Source organism: Roseovarius atlanticus (genome assembly GCF_019802205.1).
GTDB lineage: Bacteria > Pseudomonadota > Alphaproteobacteria > Rhodobacterales > Rhodobacteraceae > Roseovarius > Roseovarius atlanticus_A.
The window spans coordinates 344972-369434 of sequence record NZ_JAHVHQ010000002.1 but is presented as its reverse complement, the minus strand read 5'-3'; the positions used below and the strand labels follow the sequence as shown (position 1 = coordinate 369434).

Annotated in this window: 28 protein-coding genes; 9 read left to right on the top strand and 19 right to left on the bottom strand. The window is 65.5% G+C overall.

Annotated features, from left to right (window positions below; genetic code table 11):
• Positions 1 to 33: 33 nt before the first annotated feature.
• A complete protein-coding gene (locus KUV49_RS01925; RefSeq protein ID WP_222452047.1) occupies positions 34 to 612 on the bottom strand; it encodes a TIGR04282 family arsenosugar biosynthesis glycosyltransferase in 579 nt (192 codons plus the stop codon).
• On the bottom strand, positions 612 to 1769 hold the full coding sequence (dapE, locus tag KUV49_RS01920) for a succinyl-diaminopimelate desuccinylase (protein WP_222451367.1): 1158 nt from the start codon (positions 1767 to 1769) through the stop codon (positions 612 to 614). Before dapE ends, KUV49_RS01925 begins: the two co-directional genes overlap by 1 nt.
• A gap of 298 nt (positions 1770 to 2067) precedes the next feature.
• On the opposite strand from dapE, the gene KUV49_RS01915 reads away from it, so the two are divergent.
• Together KUV49_RS01915 and KUV49_RS01910 are read left to right on the top strand one after the other, a co-directional pair.
• Positions 2068 to 3654, top strand: coding sequence for a Hint domain-containing protein (locus tag KUV49_RS01915; RefSeq protein ID WP_222451366.1), 1587 nt, complete (start codon positions 2068 to 2070; stop codon positions 3652 to 3654).
• 2 nt (positions 3655 to 3656) lie between these two features.
• Positions 3657 to 4727: a Hint domain-containing protein gene (locus KUV49_RS01910; RefSeq protein ID WP_222451365.1), complete on the top strand. Its 1071-nt coding sequence runs from the start codon at positions 3657 to 3659 to the stop codon at positions 4725 to 4727.
• A 13-nt stretch (positions 4728 to 4740) separates the two neighbouring features.
• Here the strand turns inward: KUV49_RS01910 and KUV49_RS01905 are convergent, their stop codons facing one another.
• The 5 genes from KUV49_RS01905 to KUV49_RS01885 form a co-directional block, all read right to left on the bottom strand.
• On the bottom strand, positions 4741 to 5067 hold the full coding sequence (locus KUV49_RS01905; protein WP_222451364.1) for a hypothetical protein: 327 nt from the start codon (positions 5065 to 5067) through the stop codon (positions 4741 to 4743).
• Positions 5068 to 5085: 18 nt separating this feature from the next.
• Positions 5086 to 5649, bottom strand: coding sequence for a hypothetical protein (locus KUV49_RS01900; protein WP_222451363.1), 564 nt, complete (start codon positions 5647 to 5649; stop codon positions 5086 to 5088).
• Positions 5650 to 5651: 2 nt separating this feature from the next.
• On the bottom strand, positions 5652 to 6479 hold the full coding sequence (gene dapD, locus KUV49_RS01895; protein ID WP_222451362.1) for a 2,3,4,5-tetrahydropyridine-2,6-dicarboxylate N-succinyltransferase: 828 nt from the start codon (positions 6477 to 6479) through the stop codon (positions 5652 to 5654).
• Between the two features lie 175 nt (positions 6480 to 6654).
• Positions 6655 to 7257 (bottom strand): DUF1236 domain-containing protein, encoded by a 603-nt coding sequence (locus tag KUV49_RS01890; protein ID WP_222451361.1) that lies wholly within the window; start codon positions 7255 to 7257, stop codon positions 6655 to 6657.
• 125 nt (positions 7258 to 7382) lie between these two features.
• A complete protein-coding gene (locus KUV49_RS01885) occupies positions 7383 to 8309 on the bottom strand; it encodes a threonine/serine dehydratase (protein ID WP_222451360.1) in 927 nt (308 codons plus the stop codon).
• An 88-nt stretch (positions 8310 to 8397) separates the two neighbouring features.
• Between KUV49_RS01885 and KUV49_RS01880 the strand changes: the two genes are divergently transcribed.
• Complete coding sequence (locus KUV49_RS01880) at positions 8398 to 9216, top strand: TIGR00730 family Rossman fold protein (protein ID WP_152491034.1); 819 nt, start codon at positions 8398 to 8400, stop codon at positions 9214 to 9216.
• On the opposite strand, the gene KUV49_RS01875 is transcribed toward KUV49_RS01880, so the two are convergent.
• Positions 9213 to 9752: an adenine phosphoribosyltransferase gene (locus tag KUV49_RS01875; RefSeq protein WP_152491035.1), complete on the bottom strand. Its 540-nt coding sequence runs from the start codon at positions 9750 to 9752 to the stop codon at positions 9213 to 9215. The genes KUV49_RS01880 and KUV49_RS01875 overlap by 4 nt on opposite strands.
• A gap of 189 nt (positions 9753 to 9941) precedes the next feature.
• On the opposite strand from KUV49_RS01875, the gene KUV49_RS01870 reads away from it, so the two are divergent.
• Positions 9942 to 10109, top strand: coding sequence for a hypothetical protein (locus tag KUV49_RS01870; protein WP_222451359.1), 168 nt, complete (start codon positions 9942 to 9944; stop codon positions 10107 to 10109).
• Between the two features lie 5 nt (positions 10110 to 10114).
• Here the strand turns inward: KUV49_RS01870 and KUV49_RS01865 are convergent, their stop codons facing one another.
• From KUV49_RS01865 to rpsU, 9 genes are all read right to left on the bottom strand, one after another.
• The gene (locus tag KUV49_RS01865; protein ID WP_222451358.1) at positions 10115 to 10588 is read right to left on the bottom strand and encodes a DUF2269 family protein; all 474 of its coding nucleotides are present in this window, start codon (positions 10586 to 10588) and stop codon (positions 10115 to 10117) included.
• Positions 10589 to 10590: 2 nt separating this feature from the next.
• A complete protein-coding gene (locus tag KUV49_RS01860; protein WP_222451357.1) occupies positions 10591 to 11871 on the bottom strand; it encodes a DoxX-like family protein in 1281 nt (426 codons plus the stop codon).
• Complete coding sequence (locus KUV49_RS01855) at positions 11868 to 12494, bottom strand: LysE family translocator (protein WP_222451356.1); 627 nt, start codon at positions 12492 to 12494, stop codon at positions 11868 to 11870. The genes KUV49_RS01860 and KUV49_RS01855 overlap by 4 nt, the downstream gene beginning before the upstream one ends.
• Positions 12495 to 12508: 14 nt before the next feature.
• Positions 12509 to 13381: an S-methyl-5'-thioadenosine phosphorylase gene (locus KUV49_RS01850; RefSeq protein ID WP_222451355.1), complete on the bottom strand. Its 873-nt coding sequence runs from the start codon at positions 13379 to 13381 to the stop codon at positions 12509 to 12511.
• Between the two features lie 68 nt (positions 13382 to 13449).
• Complete coding sequence (locus tag KUV49_RS01845; protein ID WP_152496661.1) at positions 13450 to 13638, bottom strand: hypothetical protein; 189 nt, start codon at positions 13636 to 13638, stop codon at positions 13450 to 13452.
• Positions 13639 to 13965: 327 nt separating this feature from the next.
• Positions 13966 to 16209, bottom strand: a complete 2244-nt coding sequence (locus tag KUV49_RS01840; RefSeq protein ID WP_222451354.1) for a mechanosensitive ion channel domain-containing protein — start codon at positions 16207 to 16209, stop codon at positions 13966 to 13968.
• Positions 16210 to 16403: 194 nt separating this feature from the next.
• Entirely contained in the window at positions 16404 to 16817 is a 414-nt protein-coding gene (locus tag KUV49_RS01835) for a universal stress protein (protein ID WP_152491042.1), read from the bottom strand.
• A gap of 142 nt (positions 16818 to 16959) precedes the next feature.
• The gene (gene rlmN / locus KUV49_RS01830) at positions 16960 to 18141 is read right to left on the bottom strand and encodes a 23S rRNA (adenine(2503)-C(2))-methyltransferase RlmN (RefSeq protein ID WP_222451353.1); all 1182 of its coding nucleotides are present in this window, start codon (positions 18139 to 18141) and stop codon (positions 16960 to 16962) included.
• Between the two features lie 149 nt (positions 18142 to 18290).
• Positions 18291 to 18497 carry a 30S ribosomal protein S21 gene (rpsU, locus tag KUV49_RS01825; protein ID WP_007818122.1) on the bottom strand — a complete coding sequence of 69 codons (207 nt, stop codon included), beginning with the start codon at positions 18495 to 18497 and terminating at the stop codon, positions 18291 to 18293.
• 126 nt (positions 18498 to 18623) lie between these two features.
• Between rpsU and KUV49_RS01820 the strand changes: the two genes are divergently transcribed.
• The 4 genes from KUV49_RS01820 to KUV49_RS01805 all read left to right on the top strand — a co-directional run bounded on the left by KUV49_RS01820 (position 18624) and on the right by KUV49_RS01805 (position 22173).
• Positions 18624 to 19307, top strand: coding sequence for a COQ9 family protein (locus KUV49_RS01820; protein ID WP_222451352.1), 684 nt, complete (start codon positions 18624 to 18626; stop codon positions 19305 to 19307).
• Between the two features lie 211 nt (positions 19308 to 19518).
• Positions 19519 to 20502, top strand: coding sequence for an NAD(P)H-quinone oxidoreductase (locus KUV49_RS01815; protein ID WP_222451351.1), 984 nt, complete (start codon positions 19519 to 19521; stop codon positions 20500 to 20502).
• Positions 20503 to 20506: 4 nt separating this feature from the next.
• Positions 20507 to 21625, top strand: coding sequence for an exo-alpha-sialidase (locus KUV49_RS01810; protein ID WP_222451350.1), 1119 nt, complete (start codon positions 20507 to 20509; stop codon positions 21623 to 21625).
• The gene (locus tag KUV49_RS01805) at positions 21622 to 22173 is read left to right on the top strand and encodes a hypothetical protein (RefSeq protein WP_222451349.1); all 552 of its coding nucleotides are present in this window, start codon (positions 21622 to 21624) and stop codon (positions 22171 to 22173) included. Before KUV49_RS01810 ends, KUV49_RS01805 begins: the two co-directional genes overlap by 4 nt.
• Positions 22174 to 22282: 109 nt before the next feature.
• Here the strand turns inward: KUV49_RS01805 and KUV49_RS01800 are convergent, their stop codons facing one another.
• Both KUV49_RS01800 and KUV49_RS01795 read right to left on the bottom strand, forming a co-directional pair.
• Positions 22283 to 22480: a helix-turn-helix domain-containing protein gene (locus tag KUV49_RS01800; protein ID WP_222451348.1), complete on the bottom strand. Its 198-nt coding sequence runs from the start codon at positions 22478 to 22480 to the stop codon at positions 22283 to 22285.
• 382 nt (positions 22481 to 22862) lie between these two features.
• Complete coding sequence (locus tag KUV49_RS01795; protein ID WP_222451347.1) at positions 22863 to 23492, bottom strand: ribonuclease T2 family protein; 630 nt, start codon at positions 23490 to 23492, stop codon at positions 22863 to 22865.
• A gap of 131 nt (positions 23493 to 23623) precedes the next feature.
• Here KUV49_RS01795 and KUV49_RS01790 point away from each other — a divergent pair, with 131 nt between their 5' ends.
• On the top strand, positions 23624 to 24385 hold the full coding sequence (locus KUV49_RS01790; RefSeq protein WP_152496653.1) for a DUF1013 domain-containing protein: 762 nt from the start codon (positions 23624 to 23626) through the stop codon (positions 24383 to 24385).
• Positions 24386 to 24463: the final 78 nt, after the last annotated feature.

The following is a 24463-nucleotide window of genomic DNA, read 5'->3' as shown; positions in this document are numbered from 1 at the left end:
GGTCGACGCGGGATTGGCCCGCGGCGAAACGGGTTACGGCGCGCGAAGATCGTCCGCCGTGTCCACATCCTGCAAAGTGTCGACCAGACCGATCCGCGCGTCCGGTAGTGTTGCGCGGCTGTCGGCCAGCGCGTGTTCGGTGGACCAGCGGACGCCTTGCAGGAAGCTCGCGGGCACGGCGCGGGTGCGTTTCATTCCGACCAGCCAGTAGCCGCCGTCGGGGGCCGGGCCGAAGACCGCGTCGTTCCGGCCAAGACTGGCAAAGGCCCGGGCGATATGGGCGGGGGTGATGCCGGGAATGTCGCCGCCGATGATGCAGACCGGACCGGGCGGGCGTGTGCGCATCACCCGGGCCATGCGGTCGCCGAGGTTGCCGGGGCCTTGGGGCATACGTTCAAGATCATCCGGCCAGGCGCGGCTGGTCAGGCCGGCGGCGTCCGGGGCGACGGCCAGCACGAGGTCCCAGCGAGGGTCGCGCAGGCGGCGCAGGAGGCGGGCGGTCTGGTGACGGACCCACCAGGTGGCGGCGATCTGCCCGATGTCGCGGGCCAGGCGGGTCTTCACCCGGCCCGGCCGGGGCTCTTTCAGCATCACCACCAGCTGGCGGCGGATCACGCGAAATAGTCTTTCAGCACGCGGGCATAGATCGCCTTGAGCTGTTCGATATGGGCGATGTCCACCCGCTCGTCGACCTGGTGCATGGTCTGGCCCACCAGGCCGAATTCCACCACCGGGCAGTGATCCTTGACGAAGCGCGCGTCGGATGTGCCGCCGCTGGTCGACAGGACCGGCGTCTGGCCGGTCTCGGCCTGAACCGCGCTCGACACGAGGTCCGAAAGCGGCCCCGGCGGCGTGAGGAAGCTTTCGCCGGAATTCTTCACCGTCATCTCGCCGGTGACGCCGAAGCTGTCGCAGACCGCATCCAGCTCGGATTGCAGCCACCTGGTCAGGCTGTCACCGCTATGGGCATCGTTGTACCGGATATTGACCGTCATGCGCGTGCTTTCGGGGATCACGTTGGTCGCCGGGTTGCCGGTGTCGATGGTCACCACGGCGAGCGTTGACGGGTCGAAATGATCTGTGCCGTCGTCCAGCACGTGGCTGGACAGGCGGTCGGCCAGCCGTGCCATTGCCGGAAGCGGGTTCAGCGCCCGGTGCAGGTAGGCGGAATGCCCCTGTACGCCGGTCAGCGTGATCCACGCCGACATCGAGCCGCGGCGGCCGATCTTCATCATGTCGCCCATGGTTTCGGGGCAGGTGGGCTCGCCCACGAGGCAGGCGCTCATCGCTTCGCCCTCGGTTACCATCCAGTCCAGCAGGGCCACGGTGCCATCCTGTGCGTCGCCCTCCTCGTCGCCGGTGATGGCGAGGAGGATCGCGCCCTCGGGCGGCGTGGTGCCCACAAAGTCGATTGCCGCGGCGGCGAAAGCGGCGACGCCGGATTTCATGTCAGTGGCGCCGCGGCCCCAAAGCTGGCCCTCACGAATCTCCGCGCCGAAGGGATCGGCGGTCCAGGCCACGGCATCGCCCACCGGCACGACGTCGGTATGCCCGTTGAAGCCAAAGCTGCGGGCCGCGCCCTTCTCGCCCCAGCGCGCGAAGAGATTGGCGATACCGCCCCGGTCCACGCGGGTGCAGGTGAAGCCCGCCTCGGACAGCAGTTTTTCCAGCAACACAAGCGCGCCGCCTTCCTTGGGGGTGACCGAGGCGCAGCGCACCAGTTGTGCGGTCAGGTCGACGGGGTCGATGGGGGCGGAGTCTTGTGGCATGGAGGTCTATCCTGTGAACTTTCGACAGATCTAGCCTGCAAGGTCTGTAACCGCAAACCCGCGCCGGGAAAAAACTTTGCCTCCGGAACGGGGTCGGTGACGGTATTTCTTAACAAAGCGAAAAAAACGTGGTAACCGATCCTTAATAAATGACCCGAGGCAGGGCAAAAGAGCAGCTGGGCAGATCGCCCGACACGCAAGCAGGCACATAAAAACAAGCCGCGACGTGTCAGACCGGACCACCGGAAAAGCCGATTCTTGGCGTGCGCTGACCTTGGACGTACATGAGGTGGGCAGTATGGTCAGGGGCGTTGAAATCCCTATAGACGATCGTGCGTCGGCAACAGAAATGGCCGAGACGATCTTTGGTGACGGTGTTCAGGTGATCAGCGCCTCTTACACCGGCGACAACGATTCTTCGGGGATATACACGCAAGGCAACTCGGTCTCGCCGGGTGTGATGCCGTCGGATACCGGCGTGATGTTCTCGACAGGGGACCTGAACGGATTCACCAATTCGACTTGGTGGTGGTCGAACGATTCAAACCAGTCCAGTCAGACCACGACCAATTCGAGCGGGCCGAACAACGACCCGATGTTCAACGCGGCGGCTGGGACAAATACCTACGACGCCTCCTTCCTGGACGTGGACTTCATCCCGACGGGTGACGTGATGACGATGCAGTTCGTCTTCGCCTCGGAAGAGTTCCCCGAATACGCGGTGGGTTCCTTTCAGGACTTCGTCGGAGTCTGGATCAACGGCACCCAGGTCCCGCTGAGCGTAGGGGACGGGGATATCGACCCCAACAACCTGAATGCCGGGTCGAACGCGAACCTTTTCGTCGACAATAGCTCGGACCAGTACAACACCGAAATGGACGGCTTCACCGTCACGATGACGCTGACGATTCCGGTAAATTCGGGCGATGTGAACTCGATCCGGATCGGTATCGCGGATGTGACGGACGCCAATTACGACTCGACGCTGATCATCGCGGGCAACAGCGTGCAGACGACGCTGGTGGCGCTGGACGATGTGTCCAAGCTGTATCCGACAGGGTCGAAGACGCTGGATGTTCTGGACAACGACGTGAACAACACCTCCGGTGCGCTGACGATCACGCAGATCAACGGGCAGAACGTCGTTGCGGGCAGCACGGTCACGCTGGCCACCGGACAGACGGTGCAGTTGAACGCGGACGGCACCCTTACGGTCGTGGGGGATGGCGACGTCGAGGAAGTCCACTTTACCTACACGGTCGAAAGCGCGAACGGGCAGAGCGATACCGGCTTTGTCACGCTGAATTCGATCCCGTGTTTCGTGCGCGGGTCGCGCATCCGGTGCGAGCGCGGCGAGGTCGCGGTCGAGGACCTGTGCGTGGGCGATTTGGTCATGACGCGCGACGACGGGTTGCAGCCGGTGCGCTGGATCGGCCATCGCGAGGTTGCCGGAACGGGGCAGTACGCCCCGATCCGCATTCTGGCGAACACGTTCGGCGCGCATGGTGAACTGTGGCTTTCGCCGCTGCACCGGGTTCTGATCCGCGACAGCCTGGCCGAGCTGCTGTTCGGCGAGCGCGAGGTGCTGGTGGCGGCCAAGGACCTGGTCAACGACCGCAGCGTGCGGCGCGTCGAGGTCGACACCGTCGATTACTTTCACCTGCTGTTCGACCGGCATCAGGTGATCGTGTCCGAAGGGTTGCCGACCGAGAGCTTTCTGCCCGGGCCGCAGATCAAGGACAGTTTCGAGGCCGAGGTGCTGCAAGAGATCTGCACCCTGTTCCCCGAAATCGACCCCGAAACCGCCGAAGGCTACAGCCCTGCGGCAAGACGGATGCTGCGCGGCTTCGAGGCGCAGATACTTTCAAAGAAATGGGTGGCGTGACAATGGGATGGATCGGACTGCGTGATCGCAACGATGGCTGGTTCAAGCCGGACCCGCGACTGACGGAAACCGGGGCGGACCGGGTGCTGCACCGTGGCAGCCTGGTGGTCGAGAGCCGCATCTCGGCTGATATACGGCCGCAGACCATGCTGGCGTTCCGCCGGACATGGCCGATGCCGGGCCTGTTTTCGATCCAGGCGTTGCCGCAGGGCGGTATCGTCCTGGTGGACGCGCAGGGCGACGACATCTGCCACGCAACCCTGCCGGTGGATGGCGACGGGCGGCTGGATATCCTGCGCCTGACCTATTCCTGGGACAGCACCGAAGGGTGGGCCCGGCTGACGCTGGAGCGGCCTGAATCCGACCAAGTGCACACCGTGGCGATGACTGCCACGCTGCCCCTGCCGATCGACGACCTGAACGCGGTCTTTGCCCATGGATGCAATTTCGAGGTGGACGAGGAGGTGATGTTCCTGGCCCTGTCCGACCGGATCGAGCCTGTGGGACCGCTGCCCGCACTGACCGCGCAGGTGCCGATCATGACGGACCGGGGCGAGCGTCCGGCGGGCGAGATCCGCCGTGGCGACGTGGTGCTGACGGATGACGGCCAGCGCGTGCCGGTGTTGCAGGTGGTCAAGCGCACGGTTCCCGCGCGGGGCAGTTTCCGGCCCATCCGCCTGCGGGCGCCCTTTTTCAAGCTGACGCAGGACATCGTGGTCTCTCCGCAGCAGCGGCTGGTAATGCACGGCAGCGAGGTCGAATACATGTTCGGCCGCGAGGCGGTTCTTGTGCCGGCGCGGCACCTTGTGAACGACCGCTCCGCCTTTCACGCCAAGGGGCCGGACCTTGTGACCTATCACCATCTGCTGTTGCCGGGGCACGAGGCCGTCCTGGCGGCGGGATGCGCGCTGGAAAGCCTTTATATCGGGCGGCTGCGGCGCAAGCCAGCGGCCATTGCCGCAAGCGTGCTGGCGTCGTTCGACCGCAACCGTCTGCCGGAACATGCCAAGCCGGTCTGGCCGGTGCTGAAGCCCTTCGAGGCGGTGACGCTGGCCACCAGCCGCGCGGCCTGAGCCACGCGGCAGTCTAGTCGTAAAAGGGCGTCATCTGGGCGACGATGACGGCGTTTTCATCGAGCGCGCGCTGCATGAGGTCGCGCTCGTCCTCGCCGATCTCGTGGCCTTCGGCGAGGCGTTCGTCGAGTGTGCCGTAGCCCGAGACATCCAGGGGCGCGGTGTCGGCCTGTTTCAGGATCGCCACGGTTTCGCGCACCGCCTCTGCCTCGTCCACGCCCGACGCATAGATCACGAGGGCCGCACCCGTGGCGGTGTCGGGCAGACCGTCGCCCTGTTTGCGCCCGATCTCGACCAGCAGGGTAAAGACCTGCTGTTTCGAGGGTTTCTTTTCAGCCATCGGTTTCATCCTTCGGCTCTATCCAGAGTGTCTGGTAGAGTACTTTAAATGATGCAGAAGATCCGACACATCTCCCGGTGATATATTTATAAACTCGGTGGGCCCGACACCGATTGCCCGGCCGACCGCATCACAAAAGTCCTGGAGGTTCTTCCGAAAATCCAGTGCCTGCTTTTCACTGTGCTCGCCCAATCCTACCTTCAAGACAATTTGCTCAAGGTCGGCGTGCGCTACTAGTCGGTTGCGCGCCGCATGAATCAGTTGCCTGTACTCGTCTAGCTTACTGAGAAGTCTTTGAATTTCCGATGTAAGTAACTTGGCATCCTCTAAACGGGAGCCCAGGTACTTCGCTGACAAGTTCTTTCTCCCAAACCCTACCTCTCGATCAAGCAAACGGTAGGATTTCAAAATGTAGAGTTCGATCATCCATCTGTTCAAATCGTTCGAAAACTGAGGCGCAATTCGTCCGAGTGCGGACTTCGCCTGAGCGTCACCGAAAAGACGGTCGAATGTGTTGATCAGAATGGCTAGGTCCACACATTCGTCTCGAAATGCGTTAAACTCTTCCTTCAGGTCCAGCACTATCAGTCCCGCAGAAGCTCGTTGATAGCGGTCTTGGACCGGGTCTTTTCGTCCACCCGCTTGACGATCACGGCGCAATAGAGGTTGAGGTTGTTCTTGGTCGGCATCGAGCCGGAAACGACCACGGAATACGGCGGCACCTCGCCCATGAAGACTTCGCCGGTTTCGCGGTCGACGATCTTGGTGGACTTGCCGATATAGACACCCATGCCCAGAACCGAGCCTTCGCGGATGATGCAGCCCTCGACGACCTCGGACCGGGCACCGATAAAGCAGTTATCCTCGATAATCGTGGGACCGGCCTGCATCGGTTCCAGCACGCCGCCGATGCCGACGCCGCCCGACAGGTGCACGCCCTTGCCGATCTGTGCGCAGGAGCCGACGGTGGCCCAGGTGTCGACCATCGTGCCCTCGTCCACGTAGGCGCCGAGGTTCACGAAAGAGGGCATCAGCACCACGCCGGGGGCGATATAGGCCGATTTGCGCACGATGCAGTTGGGGACCGCGCGGAACCCACCGGCCTTCCATTCGGCGTCGCCCCAGCCCTTGAACTTGCTGTCGACCTTGTCCCACCAGGTGCTGCCTTGCGGGCCGCCCGCCTGCGGTTCCATGTCCTTGAGGCGAAAGCCCAGCAGCACGGCCTTCTTGGCCCATTGGTTGACGAGCCAGTCGCCGTTGTCCTGCCGTTCGGCCACGCGCAGCTTGCCGCTGTCGAGAGCGTCAAGCGTCGCCTCGATGGCTTCGCGCGTCTCGCCGCCGGTCGAGGGCGTGATCTGGTCGCGGGTTTCCCATGCGGACTCGATTGCGGTTTCAAGCTGTGCGTTGGACATCTGTTGCGTGCTCCCCTTGGCAGGTCGTGTTGTGCTGAAATGCCCTATACGGGCGGACGGGGGGGATCGCAATGCGACGCGACGCCGGTCATTCGCGGCAGGTTCCGCCGTGCGCGCATGAAAAAGGCGGGCGCTCGAGGGCGCCCGCCGAGGGACAAGGGGTCGGGAGGCGGCGTTACCGCACCACGTAGACCACGCGGCGCTCTGCCGGTTCCACCAGCACCGGCACGCCGTTCACATAGGCGTAGCGATACTCGGTATCGGGGACGGGTTGCAGCGTCACGGCCGCGGGCAGTTGTGCGCCGGTCACGACTTCGCCGTCGAGATAGATCGGCTCCACCGGGTTGTCGCGCACGTAGACAACCGTGTTGTCGGGCGGGGTGATCGGGGTGACGTAGGTGTCTTCGACCACCGTGCCGATGGCACCGCCAGCGGCGACGGTGTCGGCTTCGCTGTAGTCATAGGTCACGGTCGGAAGTTGCATCGCGCTGCGGTTCTCGATGACGCGGACCGAACCGGCATCGGTGGACGCGGCGAGATAGTCGCCATAGGCCCAGCCCTGGGTGCCGTTGTAGTTGACCTCGCACCAGGAGCTGGCTTCGATGCAGCCCTGGATGCTTACGGCGCCCGCGTTGGGGATGACGGCGATCACGGGTTGCGCCGGGCTGGGGCCCGCGCGCAGGTTCAGGTCGGTCACGGCGGTTGCGTCGACATCCGCCATGGCGGCGCCTGCGCCGAGAGTTCCGGCAAGGGTCAGGCTCAGAATTCGGGTCTTCATTAGGAAATCCTCCTCACTCACATGGGCGTGCCATGCAGACGGAATGTCCGCCGGCAATCTGACGCCTCAACGCGGCGAATTCCAAGAGCGTTCCCGGTCGTTTCGGCAAAGCGGGAAAACGGGCGTCAATCCGCCGATAAGGGGTCCGGCGTGAGATTGCCGCCGCAGACCAAGACCGCTATTCGCTCATCTTTTTCAGGCCGGTAGGCGCCGCTGCTCAACGCGGCGAGGGCGGTGGCGCCGGCGGGTTCGACAAGCTGGCGAGCGTCTTTCCAGAGCGCGTGCTGGGCGGCGGTGATGGCGTCGTCGCTGACGGTGACGGAGGTCACGTCGTGGGTTTGCGCGAGGTCGAGGCAGATCGACCCGATGCGCCGCGCGCCAAGCGCGTTGGCCGCGACGCCCGAGACCTCGACATCGACGGCCTTGCCGGCCCCAAGTCCGGCATTCAGCGCGGCGCAGGTCTCAGGCTCGACCGCGACGACCTTGCGTCGCCCGTCGAGCCACGCAAGCGCGCCGGCGATCAAGCCTCCGCCGCCCACGGCGATCAGGACGGTATCGGCCTCCAGCCCCTGGTCCTCCCACTCGGCCATGCAGGTGCCCTGGCCCACAACGGTGGCGGGCGCGTCGTAGGCGTGGATCTGCATCGCCCCGGTTTCGGCCTCGTATTCGCGGGCAGCATCGAGCGCATTGGAATAGGCGCCTTCGACCACGTGCAAGTCGGCGCCCTGGTCGCGGATCAGGGCGATCTTGGCGGGGCCGGCCATTTCCGGCACGTAGATGCGGGCACGGTGGCCCAGCTTGGCGGCGGCATAGGCCACGGCGGCACCGTGGTTGCCGCCCGAGGCCGCGACCAGCCCGGCCTTGGGGACGTCCTGCGACAGAAGGGTGTTGAAGGCGCCGCGCGGCTTGAAGCTGCCGGTGTGCTGGGTGTGCTCCAGTTTGAGCTCGATGGGGCGGTCGAGGCCGAAGCCCGACACCTGCGCCACCGGGGTGCGGCGCAGGTACGGAGCGATGCGGAATTTCGCGGCGGCGATCTCGGTTTTCCAGTCCATTTCAAGCCTTTCCTGTATGCCCCGTATCTAGGCAAATCGCGTGGAACCCTATACGGGTGGAAAAACGAACCCAACAGGGAAGTTCAGGATGAAAGACGACCGCAATAGCCAGTTTCGGGACGCGCATTCCGATCGCAACACCGCCGAGCAGGTGCCCGACACGCCGCAGACCCGTGCGCCGGCCTATCGCCTGGCCTTTGCCGACGACGATTTCCTGTGCCGCGACGAGCTGCGGCCCGTGCGGTTGCAGCTGGAGCTGCTGAAGCCCGAGATGATCCTGAACGAACGCGGGATCGAGAGCACGGTGGTGCTGTTTGGCGGCGCGCGGATTCCCGAACCGGCGGTCAAGGATACGGCGCGGACCGAGACGCTGGCGGAACTTTCGCGGTTCTACGACGAGGCGCGCAGTTTCGCCAAGATGCTGACCGAGAAGTCGATGCAGAGCTACGGGCGCGAGTTCGTCGTGGCCACGGGCGGCGGGCCCGGCGTAATGGAGGCGGGCAACCGCGGGGCGGCGGATGCGGGTGGTACGTCGATCGGACTGAACATCGTGCTGCCGCACGAGCAGGCGCCGAACGAATACGTGACGCCGGGGCTGTGCTTCAACTTCCATTACTTCGCCATCCGCAAGATGCATTTCCTGATGCGCGCGAAGGCGATCTGCTGCTTCCCCGGCGGGTTCGGGACGCTGGACGAGATGTTCGAGGCGCTGACGCTGATCCAGACCGACCGGATGAAACGTGTGCCGTTCCTGCTGTTCGGCGAGGAATTCTGGCGCAAAATCATCAACTGGGAGGCGCTGTCGGAGGCCGGAACGATCAGCGCCGAGGACCTTGACCTCTTCCAGTTCGTCGAAAGCGCCGAGGAGGCGGTGAAGATCATCGACGACTGGTACGAAGAGCTTTAGGCCCCGTCGAATTCGCAGAGGGTGTGGACGTCCATGCCGAGCGCCTCGATCCGTTTGCGCCCGCCCAGTTCGGGCAGGTCGATGACGAAGGCGCAGCCGACGATCTCGCCGCCCAGCCGTTCGATCAGCTTGATACCCGCCTCGGCGGTGCCGCCGGTGGCCAGAAGGTCATCGACCAGCAAGACCTTTTCGCCGGGGGTGATGGCGTCGTCGTGGATCTCGACGATGGCCTCGCCGTATTCCAGCAGGTACTCCTCGGAAATCACCTTGCCGGGCAGCTTGCCCTTCTTGCGGATTGGCACGAACCCCTTGCCCAGCTGGTGCGCCACGGCGCCGCCCAGGATGAAGCCGCGCGCCTCGAGCCCCGCGACCTTGTCGATTGCCATACCGGCGTAAGGGTGCAGCAACTGGTCCACCGCAAGGCGCAGTCCGCGCGGGTCGGCAAAGAGCGTGGTGACATCGCGGAACATGATGCCCTCATGCGGGAAGTCGACGATTGTGCGGATGTAATCCTTGACCGTTTTCGCGTTGGGCATGGCGGTGTCTCCGGTTGGGCCTGTCCGCCCTTGCGTTTGGCGCAACTGGCGCGAAATCGCAAGGTTTGGCTGGGATCGGCAGGGTTTCGGAGGCCAGGGAATTGAGACGCAAGAGGGTTTGCCAATGCTGCATATGCTTTGTATATACCTTGGCAAGCCGGTGACGGAAAACGCTAGGCAGGAGTTCGCGTGGCCAAGAGTGACGAAAAGAAAGCCGGGAAGAAGGACAGCCAGCTGATCCTGCGGCTGAACAAGGATGACCGCGACACGTTCATCGAGCTGTGCAAGGAGATGGACACCAGCGCGGCGCGGGAAATCCGCGGGTTCATCCGGAAATTCATCAAGAAGAACAGCTGACGCGCCTACCAGAGCGCGGGTTTCGTGACCATCAGCCAGAAGACGCATGTCAGCGCCGCGAAGGCGGGCCAGCCGAGGGCGAACCAGAGGCGGTAGGCGCGGTGCGCGGCCTGCGGCAGGGGGGCGTCGGTGCGCAGGGCCTCGGCGGCAAGGTCTCGGATGCGGATCTGCAGGCGCACCACGGGTGCCCAGCAGACAAAGGCCAGGATGTAGAGCGCGTAGGTCGCCAGGAGCCAGGGTGCGAAGGGGTCGAAGCCCGCCATGTGGATGAGGGCAAGGCCGGTGAGTGGCTGCACGATCCCGGCGGGGGTGGTGAAGAGCCAGTCGGCCACGACCACGCCCGAGGCGACCGAGTGGATCGTCTGCACCCGGCCCGTGCGCATCGCCCAGACCATCTGGAACGCGGTGCCGATGCCGGTGCCGAAGAGGACGGTGGAGCTGAGGATATGGAGCCACTTGGTGATCAGGTAGGGGTCCATCGTCAGCGCTCGTCTTCGAGGATGGCGTGGATCGCGATGAGGGCGAGGATGGGCAGGTTCTTGAGCAGACCGCCCAGGGGCAGCAGCCAGAGGCCCGGGGCAAGGATGGTGAAGGCGAGGGTGTAGGAGAGGACCACCCCCGCCTGAAGCAAGGTGACCAATCGGGGGCGCCAGCCTCGGATAAGGGCGGCGGCGAGGGCGAGATCCAAGACGCCGCCCAGACGGGCCATCGCGACGAGGGCTGCGTCGGGCAGGGACGTGTCCGGGATCAGGGGCAGGAAATCGGCGCGTGGCAGGAAGAGGCCCAGGAGGCCGGAGGCCAGCCACAGAAGGGCCAGCACGATGCGCAGGGCCGGGCGGGCGAGGTAGAGCCGGGCGTGCCAAAGGTCCTGCGTGCCGGCGGGACGTGCAGCGAGAAAGGTTGAGAAGCCGCGGGGTTTCTCCGGCAGGGTCTCGGTCAGCCTGGCATGGTCGGCAAGGACGCCGTTCTGGAGTTGCGCGACCGAGGTGGCGGAGATCGGGCCGAGGCGCATGGCGTCGCCAATCCGGCCCATGGCTTTGGCAAGCCCGACAGGCAGGCGCAGCAGGCGGGTGGAAGGCAGGCCGAACCAGGCGCGGAGGGAGTGCAGCATCCCGGCCTGGGTCACCGTCTCGGGACCGCCGATGTCGTGCGGGCCGGGACCGGGGGGATGGCGCAGCAGGTGATCGACGGCGCGGGCCAAGTCGGCGGCGTGGATCGGGTTGAAGACCTGCTGGCCGTCGCCGACGACCGGGGTCAAGACCGGCAGGGCGGCCAGAGCGCGGGCGAGCGAGGAGCCGCCATAGGAGGTTTCGCCCAGCACCAGGCCGACGCGGAGGATGGTAACGTCATGATCCGAGGCGATTTTCTCGCCCGCGTGGCGGAAGCGGGCGAAGTCGGTGTCGGCGCCGTCGATGCCGACAGCGGAAATGAGCAAGCCCTGCGCGTCGGGGAGAGCGGTGTAGAGCGCCTCGGGAGCGGTGACGTGGACGGCGGTGTAGAGCGCCTCGGAGGCGTCGAGGACGCCGGCACTGTTGACGATGTGGGTGACGCCGGTGAGACGGCTGCGCCAGAACTCGGGGCGATGGGCCTGCGGGTCGGTGAGATCGACCTGCAAGGTGTTGAAACCCATGCGTTTCAGGCGCGCGGTGCGGCGGGCGCAGGCGAGCACGTGCCAGCCCGCGTCGCGCAGGCCGAAGGCGAGGTGGCGGCCGATGAACCCATCGGCCCCGAGGACGAGGACGGTGCCGGGCGCGGCGCTCACGCGGTGCGGCGCAGGGCGGCTGTCATGACGCCCATGCCCACGAGCGCCGCGCCGCCGCCGCGGGTGAGCCAGGTGATGACGGAGGGCCGCCCGATGGTCTGGCGCAGGCGGTCGGCCAGGAGCGCATAGATCAGCGCGTTGAGCCAGGCGAGGCCCACGAAGGTGGCGATCAGGATGGCGAATTGCGGGGCCAAGGCCCTGTCGACGCTGACGAATTGCGGCACGAAGGCGATGAAGAAGGCGATGGATTTGGGGTTCAGCGCGGTGACGGCGGCGGCGTGCCAGAAGACGCCGCTGGCGGGTTTGGGGCCGGTGGCGACCTGGCCCAGCCCGGCGCTGGGGGCGCTGCGCAGGAGCTTGATGCCGAGATATACCAGATACGCCGCGCCGATCCATTTCAGCACGGTAAAGAGCGTGGCCGAGGCCAGCACCAATGCGCCGAGCCCCAGAAGGGACGCGGTCATCGCCACGAAATCGCCCAAAGCGACGCCGGTGGCGGAGGCGACGGCGATTCGCTTGCCCTGGCTGAGGGCGTAGGACAGGACCAGGAGCACGGTCGGTCCGGGGATGAACAAAAGCGCGAGAGTCGCCGCGACGAAGGTCAGCCAGAGGTCTAGGGGCATCGGGTTAAGCCTTTCTAAAGGACGCGGCCCGCGACGGCACCGAGACGCGCGACCAGGGCCGGGTCGCGGGCCTCGGGGGCGGTGAGGATGGCGTGTTCGAGGGCGCGGTCGCAGCCATGGGGGCAGGGCTCGCGGTCCTCGGACCCCAGCAGGCCGGGCAGGCGGGCGACCATGTCGCGGGCCTTGTCGGCATTGCCCAGAAGGGTGGCGATGATCTGCGTGACGTCGACCTCGCCGTGATCGGGGTGCCAGCTGTCATAGTCGGTGATCATGGCGACGGAGGCGTAGCAAAGCTCGGCCTCGCGGGCGAGCTTGGCCTCGGGCATGTTGGTCATGCCGATCACGTCGGCGCCCCAGCTTTCGCGGTACATTTTCGATTCCGCCAGCGTGCTGAATTGCGGGCCTTCCATGGCGAGGTAGGTGCCGCGGTCATGGACCGTCACGCCGGCCGCGCGGGCGGCCGCGGCGCAGGCGGACCCGAGGCGCGGACAGGTGGGGTGGGCCACGCTGACATGGGCGACGCAGCCTTGGCCGAAGAAGGATTTCTCGCGGGCAAAGGTGCGGTCAATGAATTGATCCACAATGACAAAATCGCCGGGCGCCAGGTCTTCGCGGAACGAGCCGCAGGCGGAGACGCTGACGATGTCGGTCGCGCCGATGCGTTTCAGCGCGTCGATATTGGCGCGGTAGGGCACCGTCGTGGGCGAATGGACGTGGCCGCGCCCGTGGCGGGGCAGGAAGGCCATGTAGGTGTCGCCCAGCATGCCGGTCAGGACCTGGTCGGAGGGCGCGCCCCAGGGGGTGTCCACCGTGACCCATTCGGGGTGTTGCAGGCCCTCTATTTCATAGAGGCCCGAGCCCCCGATCACGCCGAGATAGGATGTCATGGGTGTCCTTTCCGCTTTGACACAGCGAATACCGTGCGGCGCGGAAATTCAACCCTGTAACGGCGGTATCAGGCGCCGGCGCCCAGCGTGCAGAGATCGCCGCGGCCGGTCAGCGAGGTGACCATGCGGCCCTCGTCGGTGTCGCGAATGGCAAAGCCGTAACCGCGCAGCCGGAACTTCCATTCACGGTCGGAGACGCAGCGTTGGCGTTCGCGCATGACGAAATTGCGGATGTCGTTCTTGGTTTCGAGTCCCATCGTTTCCTACCCTTCCACAAATAGGTTGATGAAACAGCGATAATCACGTCGCGTGGCAACAATCGTGCCGAAATGTGGCGCGGAAAAGATTTCTGCAAATTGCTGACAGAATGGTTAACGGCGGGTCGGGACGCCGAAACGGGACGTCGGTATCGCGTCGGTATCCGGGGGGTATGACGACGGTGCGATTTTCGCACATTTGGCGGCTTGACGGACCGCACGGGGCGGTGCGGAAATTTCAAGATTTCCGCGCCCGGAAAATGCGCATTTTCCGGGGCATTTTCCGCGTGGAAAATGCGGCCGACCGTATTGTGCGTGCCGCCCCCGTCAGAGGTCTGCGTCGTCTTCCATGTCGAGATGGGGATCCTGGGTTTTCTTCGTGTCCTGCGCCGGAGCCTGGCTGGAGCCCTCGATCGTTTTGGCATCATCCGCCGCGCGGTCGAGGCGCAGGTGGGTGGCGGCGCCGTTCTTGTCCTCGCCGAAATAGATGGTCTGGTGCGGGAAGGGGATCTCGATGCCGCGCTCGTCCATGATCCGCTTGCAGATCTCGTTGAAGGCGCGGCCGGTGCCCCATTGCGTGCCCGGCACGGTCTTGATCCGGGCGCGCAGCACCACGGCGCTGTCGCCGAGGGACTGGACGCCGAACCATTCCAGGTCGCCGGTGATGTTTTCGCCGGCTTCGCTTGCGCGCAGTTCCTCGAAGGCGTCGACCATGGCGTCCTTGCCGTCATTGACGTTCTCGCGGTAGGCGATGCCCACATCCGCGACGAAGTAGGAATAATCGCGCACGTAGTTCGACACCATGTCCACGGAGGAGAACGGGATGAGGTGAACGACGGCGTGGACGTCGCGCAGGGTGACCGAGCGGATGGTCAGTTTCTCGACCGTGCCGGTGGTGCCGCCCAGGGTGACCACGTCGCCCACGTTGATGGCGTTCTCGAACTGGATGAAGATGCCGGTGATGATGTCCTGCACCATCTTCTGCGCGCCGAAGCCGATGGCGAGACCCAGCACACCGGCCGAGGCGATGAGCGGGGCGATGTCGACCCCAAGCTCGGCCAGCACGAACATCACGATGATGACCATGAGCGCGATGGTGGCGGCGTTGCGCAGGAGCGTCAGCAGCGTGATTTCGCGCGAGGTGGGGGCGGTGCCGAACTCGGGGTTCAGGCGGTAGTCGACCCATGACACCAGCGCCAGCCACAGGATCGCGCCGGCCAGCAGGATGAAGGCGATGCTGATGATGGCGCCGGCGGCCCAGACGCCGAACTCGCTGCGCATCAGGCCGGAGATGTCCCACAGGCCGATGGCGTCGAGCGCGAAGGCCAGCACGCCGATCACGATGAAGACGCGCACGACCTGGATCACCCGGCCCAGAAGGGAGTTGATCCGCGGCTCGAGCGTGGGCATGCGGCTGCTGACGTTCATCGGCATGTGCATGCCGCGCACCGCGAAGCGCGAGAGTCCGCCCGAGATCAGCACGCCGAGGATGATGATGCCGACCACCTGCGCCGAGCTGATCAGCAGCGGCAGGATCAGCCCGTCGGGGCGTGCGGCCACGATGACGGCGAGACCCGCGAGGTAGAGCAGCACCGGGATGTACCAGTTGCGGCCGATGAAGCGCAGGGCGCTGGGCCGCTCTTCGGGGGCGGGGCCGAGGATCCAGCCCGCCACGTCCTTGCGCGAGCGCACCACCAGGATGGCCGCCATGGCGATGGCGATGAAGGCCAGCAGGGTCGAGATGCCCCGCCCGGCGGCATAGGAGGCCTGCCGGTTGACGATGGGGACGATCAGGAGCTGGCCGTAGCCGATCACCGAGGCGATGGCACCGAACCACGAGGACATGCGCCGGGCGGCGAGGTCGGAGATGGCGACGAAGCGCAGTTCGTGCGTGGAGGGTGCGAGAACCGCGCGGATGGCCACCTTGGCCAGTCCGACGAGCAGGAAGGCGTTGAGATAGAGCGTCTGGCGCACGCCGATGACGCCGGTTTCGCCGTAAAGATAAAGCGCGACGAGATAGCCGAGGCCCCAGGCCGCGAGGACCACGAGGATGTCGATGAGGCAGGTGGCGATGACCACCGCGAGGGTGCGCACGAAGCCCCAGTCATGGGCCTTGTCGCCCATGCGGCGATAGATCAGCCGCGCCCCGGCGCGCAGCACCAGGTAGGCGCCGACGGTGACGACGATGACCACGGCCAGCGCCTGAAGCGCCTCCCACAACACGTCAAGCTGCCCGCCGTCGAGCGCCATGAGCGTGGTGGGCAGGGCGATGACCGCGCCCAGGGCGGAGCCGACGGACGTGGCGGCGGTCTCGAAGAAGGACTTGGTGAAATCGGCCAGCTGGCGCCCGATCGAGGTGTCTTCCTGGGGATCGACGACCTCGTTGGCGGTGGTGGTTTCGGCCGCGCCGCGCAATGACTGGATCAGCGCGTCGCGGGCCTCGGGATTTTCGAGCAGATCAATGAGTTGCTGTGCCTCGGCAGAGGGCACGTTGGCCTCTTGCGCGCTGGCAGGGGTGAGGAAAAACAGGCCGAGCGCGGCCACAAGCAGAATACGGGTCAAAAGATACATGGGTCGTCCAGTGCTGGTCTTCGATTTGCCGGAGACTTAGCACTGTGAGCCGTGACAGCAACCTTGGCCTTGCGCGCAAGGCCGCGTCGGGGCCGAGGACGACCGCGACGCCATGGCCGGTCGGATCAGGATCGAACACCCGGTGTCGGGGGGAAACCGGCGGGCCCGTGGCCGTGCCGGTCCCGGTGCGCGCGTCAGCCGCGGACCACGTAGACCGAACACTTGGCGTGAGTGACGACGTGGCTGGCGGTGGTGCCGAGCAGGTAGTCCTGCACCTTGGGGTTGGCCGAGTTCATCACGATGACGTCGACCTTGCGCTCGTCCGCGAGCTTGACGATCTGGCGGTGGATCGCGCCCTTGCGCACGACGGTTTCCACCTGGACGCCATCGGGCGGATTGTCGCTGAGGAACTTCGCCAGCTGCTGGGACCAGTACGCCTCGGAGTCGCGGATGTTGAGGTTGCGTTCCATTTCCGGGGCGACGGTGGCCACGATGAGCTTGGCGCGACGGCGTTTGGCCATCGAGACGGCCTCGTCATAGGCGCGGGTGTTGGTTTCGAGGTGACGCAGGTTCACGGGGCAGAGCAGCAGCTCGACGTCTTTGGCCATCGGGTATTCCAGTTTGTGCGTGGTGGATCGAATGCGGGCGGGATGGCGGGTGGCAGGGAGGTCGGCTCAATGATCCCCCGGGCTTGGTCCGGGGGTTTAAGAGAGGCGGCGATCCCGGGTCAAGCCCGGGATGCGATGAAATTCAAAGGCCGGCCTCGGCCTCGATCTCGCGCCGGGACTTGCGCTGGCGCTCGGTGGCGGATTTGAGCTGGCCGCAGGCGGCCATGATGTCCTCGCCCCGCGGGGTGCGGATGGGCGAGGCGTAGCCGGCCTTGTAGATGATGTCGGCGAATTTCTCGATCCGGTCCCAGTCGGAGCGTTGATGCGGGGCACCGGGCCATTCGTTGAACGGGATCAGGTTGATCTTGGCCGGAATGCCCTTGATCAGCTGCACCAGGCGGCGGGCGTCCTCGTCGCTGTCGTTGACGTCCTTGAGCATGACATACTCGAACGTGATCCGCTCGGAATTGGACGCCTTGGGATAGGCGCGGAGCGCATCCAGGAGGGCGGCGATGTTCCATTTGCGGTTGATCGGCACCAGCTTGTCGCGCACGGCGTCGGTGGTGGCGTGGAAGCTGACGGCCAGCATGCAGCCGATTTCCTGCGCGGTCTTGTGGATCTCGGGGACGATGCCGGAGGTCGAGAGCGTGATGCGGCGGCGCGAGAGCGCGATGCCTTCGCCGTCCATCGCGATTTTCATGGCGTCGCGGACGTTTTCAAAATTGTAGAGCGGTTCGCCCATGCCCATCAGCACGATGTTCGAGAGCAGGCGGGGGCCGTCGGTGCCCATGCCGACGCCGGGCTTGGGCCATTCGTCGAGGTCGTCGCGGGCCAGCATGACCTGGCCGATGATTTCGCCGGCCGTGAGGTTGCGCACCAGTTTCTGCGTTCCGGTGTGGCAGAAGGAACAGGTGAGGGTGCAGCCGACCTGGGAGGAGATGCAGAGCGTGCCGCGGTCTTCCTCGGGGATGTAGACGGTTTCGACCTCGTGGCCGCCGGCGATTCGCACCAGGTACTTGCGGGTGCCGTCGGCGCTGACCTGGCGGTCGACGATCTCGGGCAGCTCGATGACGAACTTCTCGGCCAGCTCGGCGCGGTAGGCCTTGGAGAGGTTGGTCATGGCGGCGAAGTCGCGCACGCCCCACTGGTAGATCCACTGCCAGATCTGGTTCACGCGCATCTTGGCCTGCTTTTCCGGGGTGCCGTGGGCGATCAGGGTGTCGCGCAGGGCGTCGCGGGTGAGGCCGACAAGGTTGATCGGCCCCTCGGGCAGCTTGCGGGGGATGGTCAGGACATCCTGGGTGATGGGCGCAGATTCGGTCATGGCACGTCTCATCGGGTTGGCGTTGCGCCATCATATAGGCGCGGGCGTCTGATTCCAAAACGGGGGAGTGCCCCCTGAAATAAAGACAAACCCCCGAAGCGGGTGCCCGGGGGTCGTCATGACAATGCGTGTGGCCCTGGCGGCGGGTCTCAGAGGAGACCTTCGCGCTGGGCCTTCTTGCGTGCGAGCTTGCGGGCGCGGCGGATAGCCTCGGCCTTTTCGCGCGCTTTTTTCTCGGACGGCTTCTCGAAATGTTGCCGAAGCTTCATCTCGCGAAAAACGCCCTCACGCTGCAGTTTCTTTTTCAGGGCACGAAGCGCCTGATCGACATTGTTGTCGCGAACACTGACCTGCATGTGGTTGTCACCACCTTTCTAGGTTAAAGTTGCATAATTTGCAGGAAGTGGCCGTATAGCAAAGCCGTTCTAGTTTGTCTAGGCGCAGACGCGCGACACGGGCGCAGCACGAAAAGGAGCCCCGGAATGAGTGATCCCGACGTGAAAACGCAGCTATTGGAGGCGGCGAAACCGCATGTGGCCTTTGACGGGTGGAGCGAGGCCACGTTCCGCGCCGCGGCTGAGGATGCGGGGCTTTCCATGGGCGTGGCGCGGGCCGCGTGTCCACGCGGGGCGGTGGACCTGGCGCTGGCCTTTCACGAGGAAGGCGACGCGGCGATGCTGGCGCGGATGGAGCAGGAGGACCTGGGGCGGATGCGCTATAGCGCGCGGGTGGCGGCCGCCGTGCGCTTTCGGCTGGAGGCGGTCGAGGACAAGGAACTGGTGCGCCGGGGGGTAACTCTGTTTGCGCTGCCGCATCACGCGCTGGACGGGGCCAGGGCGATCTGGGGCACCTGCGACAGGATCTGGGAGGCGCTGGGCGACACCTCGGACGACGTGAACTGGTACACCAAGCGCGCGACCCTGTCGGGGGTCTATTCGTCGACCGTGCTGTACTGGCTGGGCGACGAGAGCGAGGGCCACGCCCGGACCTGGGATTTCCTGGACCGGCGGATCGAGGACGTGATGCAGATCGAGAAGGTCAAGGCGAAGGCGCGGGAGAACCGGGTCGTGAGCGGGCTGATGGCGGGGCCGCTGGCGGTATTGTCGAAGATCCGCAAGCCCGCGCCGGGGCGGACCGGCGGTTTGCCGGGGCGCTGGACGCGGTAGCGGGTTTTTTCCTTGTGGGAGCGGTGGGTTGTCACCCACCCTACGTGGAGGCTGGCGGTGCGCCCGGTGGCATCTGCGGGAGCCTCCGGCGGGGATATTTTTGGCCAGAGGAAGAGGTGGGGTCTTGGAGGCCCTTCGGAGCGGTGCTTGCGGGCGCCGTTTGTTGCTTTTTCCGGGGGGGCTGGTACGACGGGGCGACGGGGGAAAGATCATGCCGGACAGGATGAAGGTTATCGAGATCACCGCGCCGGGCGGGCCGGAGGTGCTGGCGCTGGCCGAGCGGGACTGGCCGGAGCCCGGGCATGGCGAGGTTGTGATCCGGGTGGCCTATGCCGGGGTGAACCGGCCCGATGCGTTGCAGCGGGCGGGGATGTATGATCCGCCGCCGGGGGCGAGCGGGTTGCCGGGGCTGGAAGTGTCGGGCGAGATCGCGGCGCTTGGGCCGGGCGTGACCGGATGGCAGGCGGGCGACCGGGTCTGTGCGCTGGTTCCGGGAGGCGGGTATGCCGAAGCCGTGGTGACGAATGCGGCGCATTGCCTGCCGGTGCCCGGGGGCATGGCGATGGACCGGGCGGCGTGCCTGCCGGAGACGTTCTTTACCGTGTGGACCAACGTGTTCGGCCGGGGGCGGTTGACGGCTGGTGAGCGGTTCCTGGTGCATGGCGGGTCGAGCGGCATCGGGACGGTGGCGATACAGCTGGCCGTGGCGCGGGGCGCGCGGGTGTTCGCGACGGCGGGGTCGGATGAGAAATGCCGGGTGTGCGAGGACTTGGGCGCGGCGGCGGCGTTCAACTATCGCGCGGTGGATTTCGTGGAGGAGATGCGGGCACTTGGCGGTGCTGACCTGATCCTGGACATGGTGGGGGGCGATTACCTGCCGCGGAACATTGCCGCGCTGGCGGATGAGGGGCGGCTGGTGCAGATCGCCTTTTTGCAGGGGCCGAAGGTGGAGATGGACTTTACCCAAGTGATGACGCGGCGGCTGACCGTCACCGGCTCGACCCTGCGGCCCCGAAGCGGGCTGGCCAAGGCGCGGATCGCAGAGGCGTTGCGGCGCGAGGTCTGGCCTTTGCTGGAGGCGGGGCGGGTGGCGCCGGTGATGGATTCGGAGTTTCCGCTGGCGGAGGCCGCGGCGGCGCATGCGCGGATGGAGACGAGCGATCACATCGGCAAGATCGTGTTGAAGGTAAGCTGAGGCGATGGGCGTGGCGCAGGTGGTGATCCTTTGCCTGATGGCGCTGAGCGTGGGCCTGAGCGCCTGGGCGGTGGCGCGGGATGTGCCGCCGGTCTGGCGGTTCGCGGTGCCGGAGGCGGTGCCGGAGACGGGGGCGCCGCGCTTCGAGACGGTATTTCAGTACGATGTCGCCGCGGGACAGGCGCATTCGGCGTCGGTGGTGGTGACCGACGGGGGCTTTGACGTGCTGTGGTTCGAAGGCTCGGCGGAGGCGCAGGCGGATGTGGATATTCACGGGGCCTCATTCCGGCGCGGGTCGGAGGGATGGGCCGAGGCGGGCCGGGATGTGCGGATCACGCGGGGCGCGCTGGGCCGTGCGATGGACCCGGCGCAGTTGGTGGTGACGCTGGGCAACACGGTGGAGAACGAGGCCGAGGCGGGGCATGTCTTTGCCACGGTGGTGTCGGTGGGCGGCTGGGCCATGGCCTCGGTTGCGGACGTGGAGATGGGGGCGGGCGGGCCTGTGCGGGCTGCCAAGCTGAACCTGTCGCCTTTCCTGAACCGCTCGCACCTGGTGAAGTCGCCGATGGTGGAATTTGCCGACGGGAGCATGGGGTTGCCGGCCTATTTCGAGATGGGCGCGGCGCATGGGGTATTGTTGCGGTTCGGGCGTGACGGCCGGGTGCGTGACACGGCGCGGATGGCGGGGGCGGGTCAGCCGATCCAGCCGATGGTGGTGGCCTTGGGGGAAAACCGGGCGGTGGCGTGGCTGCGGGATTTCGCGCCGTCGGGGCGGCTGTTGGTGAGCCATAGCGAGGATGGCGGGAAGACGTGGTCGGAGGTGGTGCCCTCGGACATGCCGAACCGGAGCGCGCCGGTGGCGGCGCTGCCGCTGGGGGGCGGGCGTATCCTGATGGCGGCGAATGACGATCCCGAGGGGGGAGACCGATTGCGGCTGCTGGTGTCGGACGATGAAGGGGACAGCTGGCGTGTCCTGCGGGAGCTTGAGCCGAACGGGGCCGGGGCGCGGTACCCGATGTTGCGGCGGTTGGACGGGGGAGAGATCGCGCTGGCCTACTCGGTGGGGAACAAGACGGGGCTTCGGGCGCATGTGCTGAACGGTGCCTGGGTGGCGGCGCAATGAGCGGCGTCGGGGCGAGTTTGGGCGTGGCGGTGGTGCTGGGCTGGGTGGTGTTCGCGCTTGGCGGGCTGGTGCTGTCGTCCTCGCTGGCCGCCGGGCTGGCGCTGGTGGCCGCGGTTCTGGTCGGCGTCTTGTGGCGCGATACCGTGGCGGTGAGTGGCGCCGTGGCGGTTCTGGCGCCGTTCGGGGTGATGCTGCCGGCGCTGGCGCTGCGGCATGTGGCGGTGTCGATGGGCGTCGAGGTTCCCGGGTTCTCGGGCGTGGAGATCGCGGTGTTCCTGTGTGCCTACGTGGCGTTCCTGGCCTGCGCGTTCGGGGTGATTCCGGTGGATGTGTATCGTTTGGGCTATGCGCCATGGCCGGTGGCGGGGATGGTGCTGGCGGTGTGCCTTTATGCGCTGGTGACGGGGAACTGGTTTCTGGCGGGGGTGGCGGTGCTGGGGCAGCTGGCCTGGGTGATGGGATGGGGCAGCAGCAACTGGTTCGACATGGTGCTGCATGTGCTGCTGGTGCCGGTGGCGGTTGTGGTGCTGGTGCTGCGGGTGCTTTGAGGGGGTGGCAGGCGAAGGTGCAGCATCTTGGAAACAGCGAAAGCTGCTACCCGGCTCGAAATATTGAAAACAAGATAGGGTAGGGCCTCTCGACCCTACCCAATAAGGTTTATGGCTTCATGGCCTCCTGCAAGCTGCAAGGCGCGACCTCGGAAAAACGCTTGCCAGTTTTGACTTCGGAAATGCGGCCTTGATTCATGCCGCCGAGGTGGGCAGCGATTTGGGCGTGGTTCCAGTCGGTTTCTTTCAGAAGCGCCTTGATTTTGGCGGCTTCGCTTGCAGTCAGTTTGGGTGAAGACTTCCTCATGGAAAACTCCTTTTTGCCGCGTTGCGTGAACCGCAGCCCCAAGCTACACTCGCCCTGTGATTTGGAGGCGATCGCAGCTTGGTTTCAGAAACTGAGACGCTTGCGGCGAAACGGTCCAGCTTCATCAGGCATAGGGTTCGGTCCAACGTTCCCTATGCCGCCACTACACCTAGCTGTTTCAATTATCTTGGACGCTAGATGATGAACGAAGGATATTTCTCGTCGCATACGGCGCCAAGTTGTATCTTTTTGTGGATATCCTGTCCGCACAATATGCGGTATTTCCCTTAAGGTTCGCATCTACATGTTGATCTGAAACGGGCATTTCGTGTTGGCGGGCATACTACTAATAATTTTTAAGCGTCAACTTAGCAGTGGTTTTTCACCGAATCGGATCAAAGAGCGCGTCGTCCAGCCTGCAGTCGCGGATCACGTCGCGGCCGCAGGGGACCGGGGCGAGGTCTCGGGAGAGGCAGATGCGGGCTTCTTGAATCCGGCCCGCGCGGCAGGTGATGGTGATGCCGCCGGGTTCAAGCGTGGGGTTGGCCTTGAGGAACGCTTCTTCGACCACGGAGGCGGGGAGTTTGACGGGGTCTTTCAGTTTGCGGAAGACCTCGGGCCTCGTGATGCGGCCGTAAGCCTCGCGGGCAAGGGCGTAGTAGGCGGGAGCCGAAAGGCCCGAGCAGGTGCCGTGTTTCTTCCACTGGTACCACGCCAGGCCGGAGGTGCCCATGATATCGGCCATGTCGTTGGTCATTGCGCGCGAGGGCGGGCGTTCGGGCGACTGGCAGTGTTCGGGCCAGCCGCGGTGGTATTGCGGCCAGAGGCCGTGCAGGATCCAGCCGTGGTCCTGCGCCGCGTCGCATTGGGGCGAGGCGCGGTCGTCGCCTTCGAGGGCGCACCAGGTCGGCGACCAGCTGAGGCTGAGGACGTAATAGTCGAATTCGCCGGGTCGGTCGCCCTCGGCCAGGGCCGCGGTGGCGGAGAAAAGCAGGGCGAGAAACGCGCGCATGTTCGCTCTTTCTTTTTGCGTCGGAGGCTACTATATAGCCGCCAAGTTCCCCGACAACGAGAACCCGTCCCGGCCCCCGGGACCGCCGTTTCAGGCGAGGGGAAAGATATGCGTGAAGGAGTCTTTGAAAGATGTCGAAACCGTTGATGGCCAAGGCCACCGCCGTCTGGCTGGTGGACAACACCACGATCAGTTTCAAGCAGATCGCCGATTTCGTCGGGATGCACGAGCTGGAGATCCAGGGGATCGCCGATGGCGACGTGGCCGCCGGCGTGAAGGGGTTCGACCCGATCGCCAACAACCAGCTGACGCAGGACGATATCGACAAGGCCGAGAAGGACCCGCTGCACAAGCTGAAGCTGAAGTTCAACGCCGCCGCCGTGGGCGAGGAAAAGCGGCGCGGGCCGCGGTACACCCCGCTCAGCAAGCGGCAGGACCGGCCGAACGCGATCCTGTGGCTGGTGAAGTTCCACCCCGAGCTGGCCGATGCGCAGATCGCCAAGCTGGTGGGGACGACCAAGCCGACGATCCAGACGATCCGCGAGCGGACCCACTGGAATATCGCCAACATGCAGCCGATCGACCCCGTCGCGCTGGGCCTGTGCAAACAGACCGAGCTGGATGCCGCCGTGCAGAAGGCCGCGGCGAAGAAGGCCAAGGAAGGCCAGCCGATGGACGATGACGAGCGCCGCAAGCTGTTGTCGACCGAGCAGAGCCTGGAGTCGGATGCCGAGCCGCGGATGCCCACGGCCATCGAGGGGCTGGAGACGTTCAGCCTGGGCGGGGACGACACCGCCGGCGAGGAAGAGAAGGAAAAGGAATACGACGCCGAGACCTTCTTCAACCTGCCCGACGATGACGGTGACGACGACGAGGATGACGACAAGGCGTAAGGCCCTGGCCGAGGGGGCGCCTGACGAGACGATGATCATGGAACGCCTGCCGGAGAAGATCCGGCAGGCGTTTTTCGT

Coding starts and splice junctions, on each gene's coding strand:
- KUV49_RS01905 (WP_222451364.1), bottom strand. CDS start 5,067: ATGGCTGAAAAGAAACCCTCGAAACAGCAGGTCTTTACCCTGCTGGTC.
- KUV49_RS01795 (WP_222451347.1), bottom strand. CDS start 23,492: ATGCGCGCGTTTCTCGCCCTGCTTTTCTCCGCCACCGCGGCCCTGGCC.
- KUV49_RS01855 (WP_222451356.1), bottom strand. CDS start 12,494: ATGCCCCTAGACCTCTGGCTGACCTTCGTCGCGGCGACTCTCGCGCTT.
- KUV49_RS01815 (WP_222451351.1), top strand. CDS start 19,519: ATGCCGGACAGGATGAAGGTTATCGAGATCACCGCGCCGGGCGGGCCG.
- KUV49_RS01910 (WP_222451365.1), top strand. CDS start 3,657: ATGGGATGGATCGGACTGCGTGATCGCAACGATGGCTGGTTCAAGCCG.
- KUV49_RS01800 (WP_222451348.1), bottom strand. CDS start 22,480: ATGAGGAAGTCTTCACCCAAACTGACTGCAAGCGAAGCCGCCAAAATC.
- KUV49_RS01810 (WP_222451350.1), top strand. CDS start 20,507: ATGGGCGTGGCGCAGGTGGTGATCCTTTGCCTGATGGCGCTGAGCGTG.
- KUV49_RS01880 (WP_152491034.1), top strand. CDS start 8,398: ATGAAAGACGACCGCAATAGCCAGTTTCGGGACGCGCATTCCGATCGC.
- KUV49_RS01845 (WP_152496661.1), bottom strand. CDS start 13,638: ATGGGACTCGAAACCAAGAACGACATCCGCAATTTCGTCATGCGCGAA.
- KUV49_RS01820 (WP_222451352.1), top strand. CDS start 18,624: ATGAGTGATCCCGACGTGAAAACGCAGCTATTGGAGGCGGCGAAACCG.
- KUV49_RS01805 (WP_222451349.1), top strand. CDS start 21,622: ATGAGCGGCGTCGGGGCGAGTTTGGGCGTGGCGGTGGTGCTGGGCTGG.
- dapD (WP_222451362.1), bottom strand. CDS start 6,479: ATGTCCAACGCACAGCTTGAAACCGCAATCGAGTCCGCATGGGAAACC.
- KUV49_RS01850 (WP_222451355.1), bottom strand. CDS start 13,381: ATGACATCCTATCTCGGCGTGATCGGGGGCTCGGGCCTCTATGAAATA.
- KUV49_RS01790 (WP_152496653.1), top strand. CDS start 23,624: ATGTCGAAACCGTTGATGGCCAAGGCCACCGCCGTCTGGCTGGTGGAC.
- KUV49_RS01890 (WP_222451361.1), bottom strand. CDS start 7,257: ATGAAGACCCGAATTCTGAGCCTGACCCTTGCCGGAACTCTCGGCGCA.
- dapE (WP_222451367.1), bottom strand. CDS start 1,769: ATGCCACAAGACTCCGCCCCCATCGACCCCGTCGACCTGACCGCACAA.
- rlmN (WP_222451353.1), bottom strand. CDS start 18,141: ATGACCGAATCTGCGCCCATCACCCAGGATGTCCTGACCATCCCCCGC.
- KUV49_RS01885 (WP_222451360.1), bottom strand. CDS start 8,309: ATGGACTGGAAAACCGAGATCGCCGCCGCGAAATTCCGCATCGCTCCG.
- KUV49_RS01840 (WP_222451354.1), bottom strand. CDS start 16,209: ATGTATCTTTTGACCCGTATTCTGCTTGTGGCCGCGCTCGGCCTGTTT.
- KUV49_RS01865 (WP_222451358.1), bottom strand. CDS start 10,588: ATGGACCCCTACCTGATCACCAAGTGGCTCCATATCCTCAGCTCCACC.
- KUV49_RS01835 (WP_152491042.1), bottom strand. CDS start 16,817: ATGGCCAAAGACGTCGAGCTGCTGCTCTGCCCCGTGAACCTGCGTCAC.
- KUV49_RS01875 (WP_152491035.1), bottom strand. CDS start 9,752: ATGCCCAACGCGAAAACGGTCAAGGATTACATCCGCACAATCGTCGAC.
- rpsU (WP_007818122.1), bottom strand. CDS start 18,497: ATGCAGGTCAGTGTTCGCGACAACAATGTCGATCAGGCGCTTCGTGCC.
- KUV49_RS01915 (WP_222451366.1), top strand. CDS start 2,068: ATGGTCAGGGGCGTTGAAATCCCTATAGACGATCGTGCGTCGGCAACA.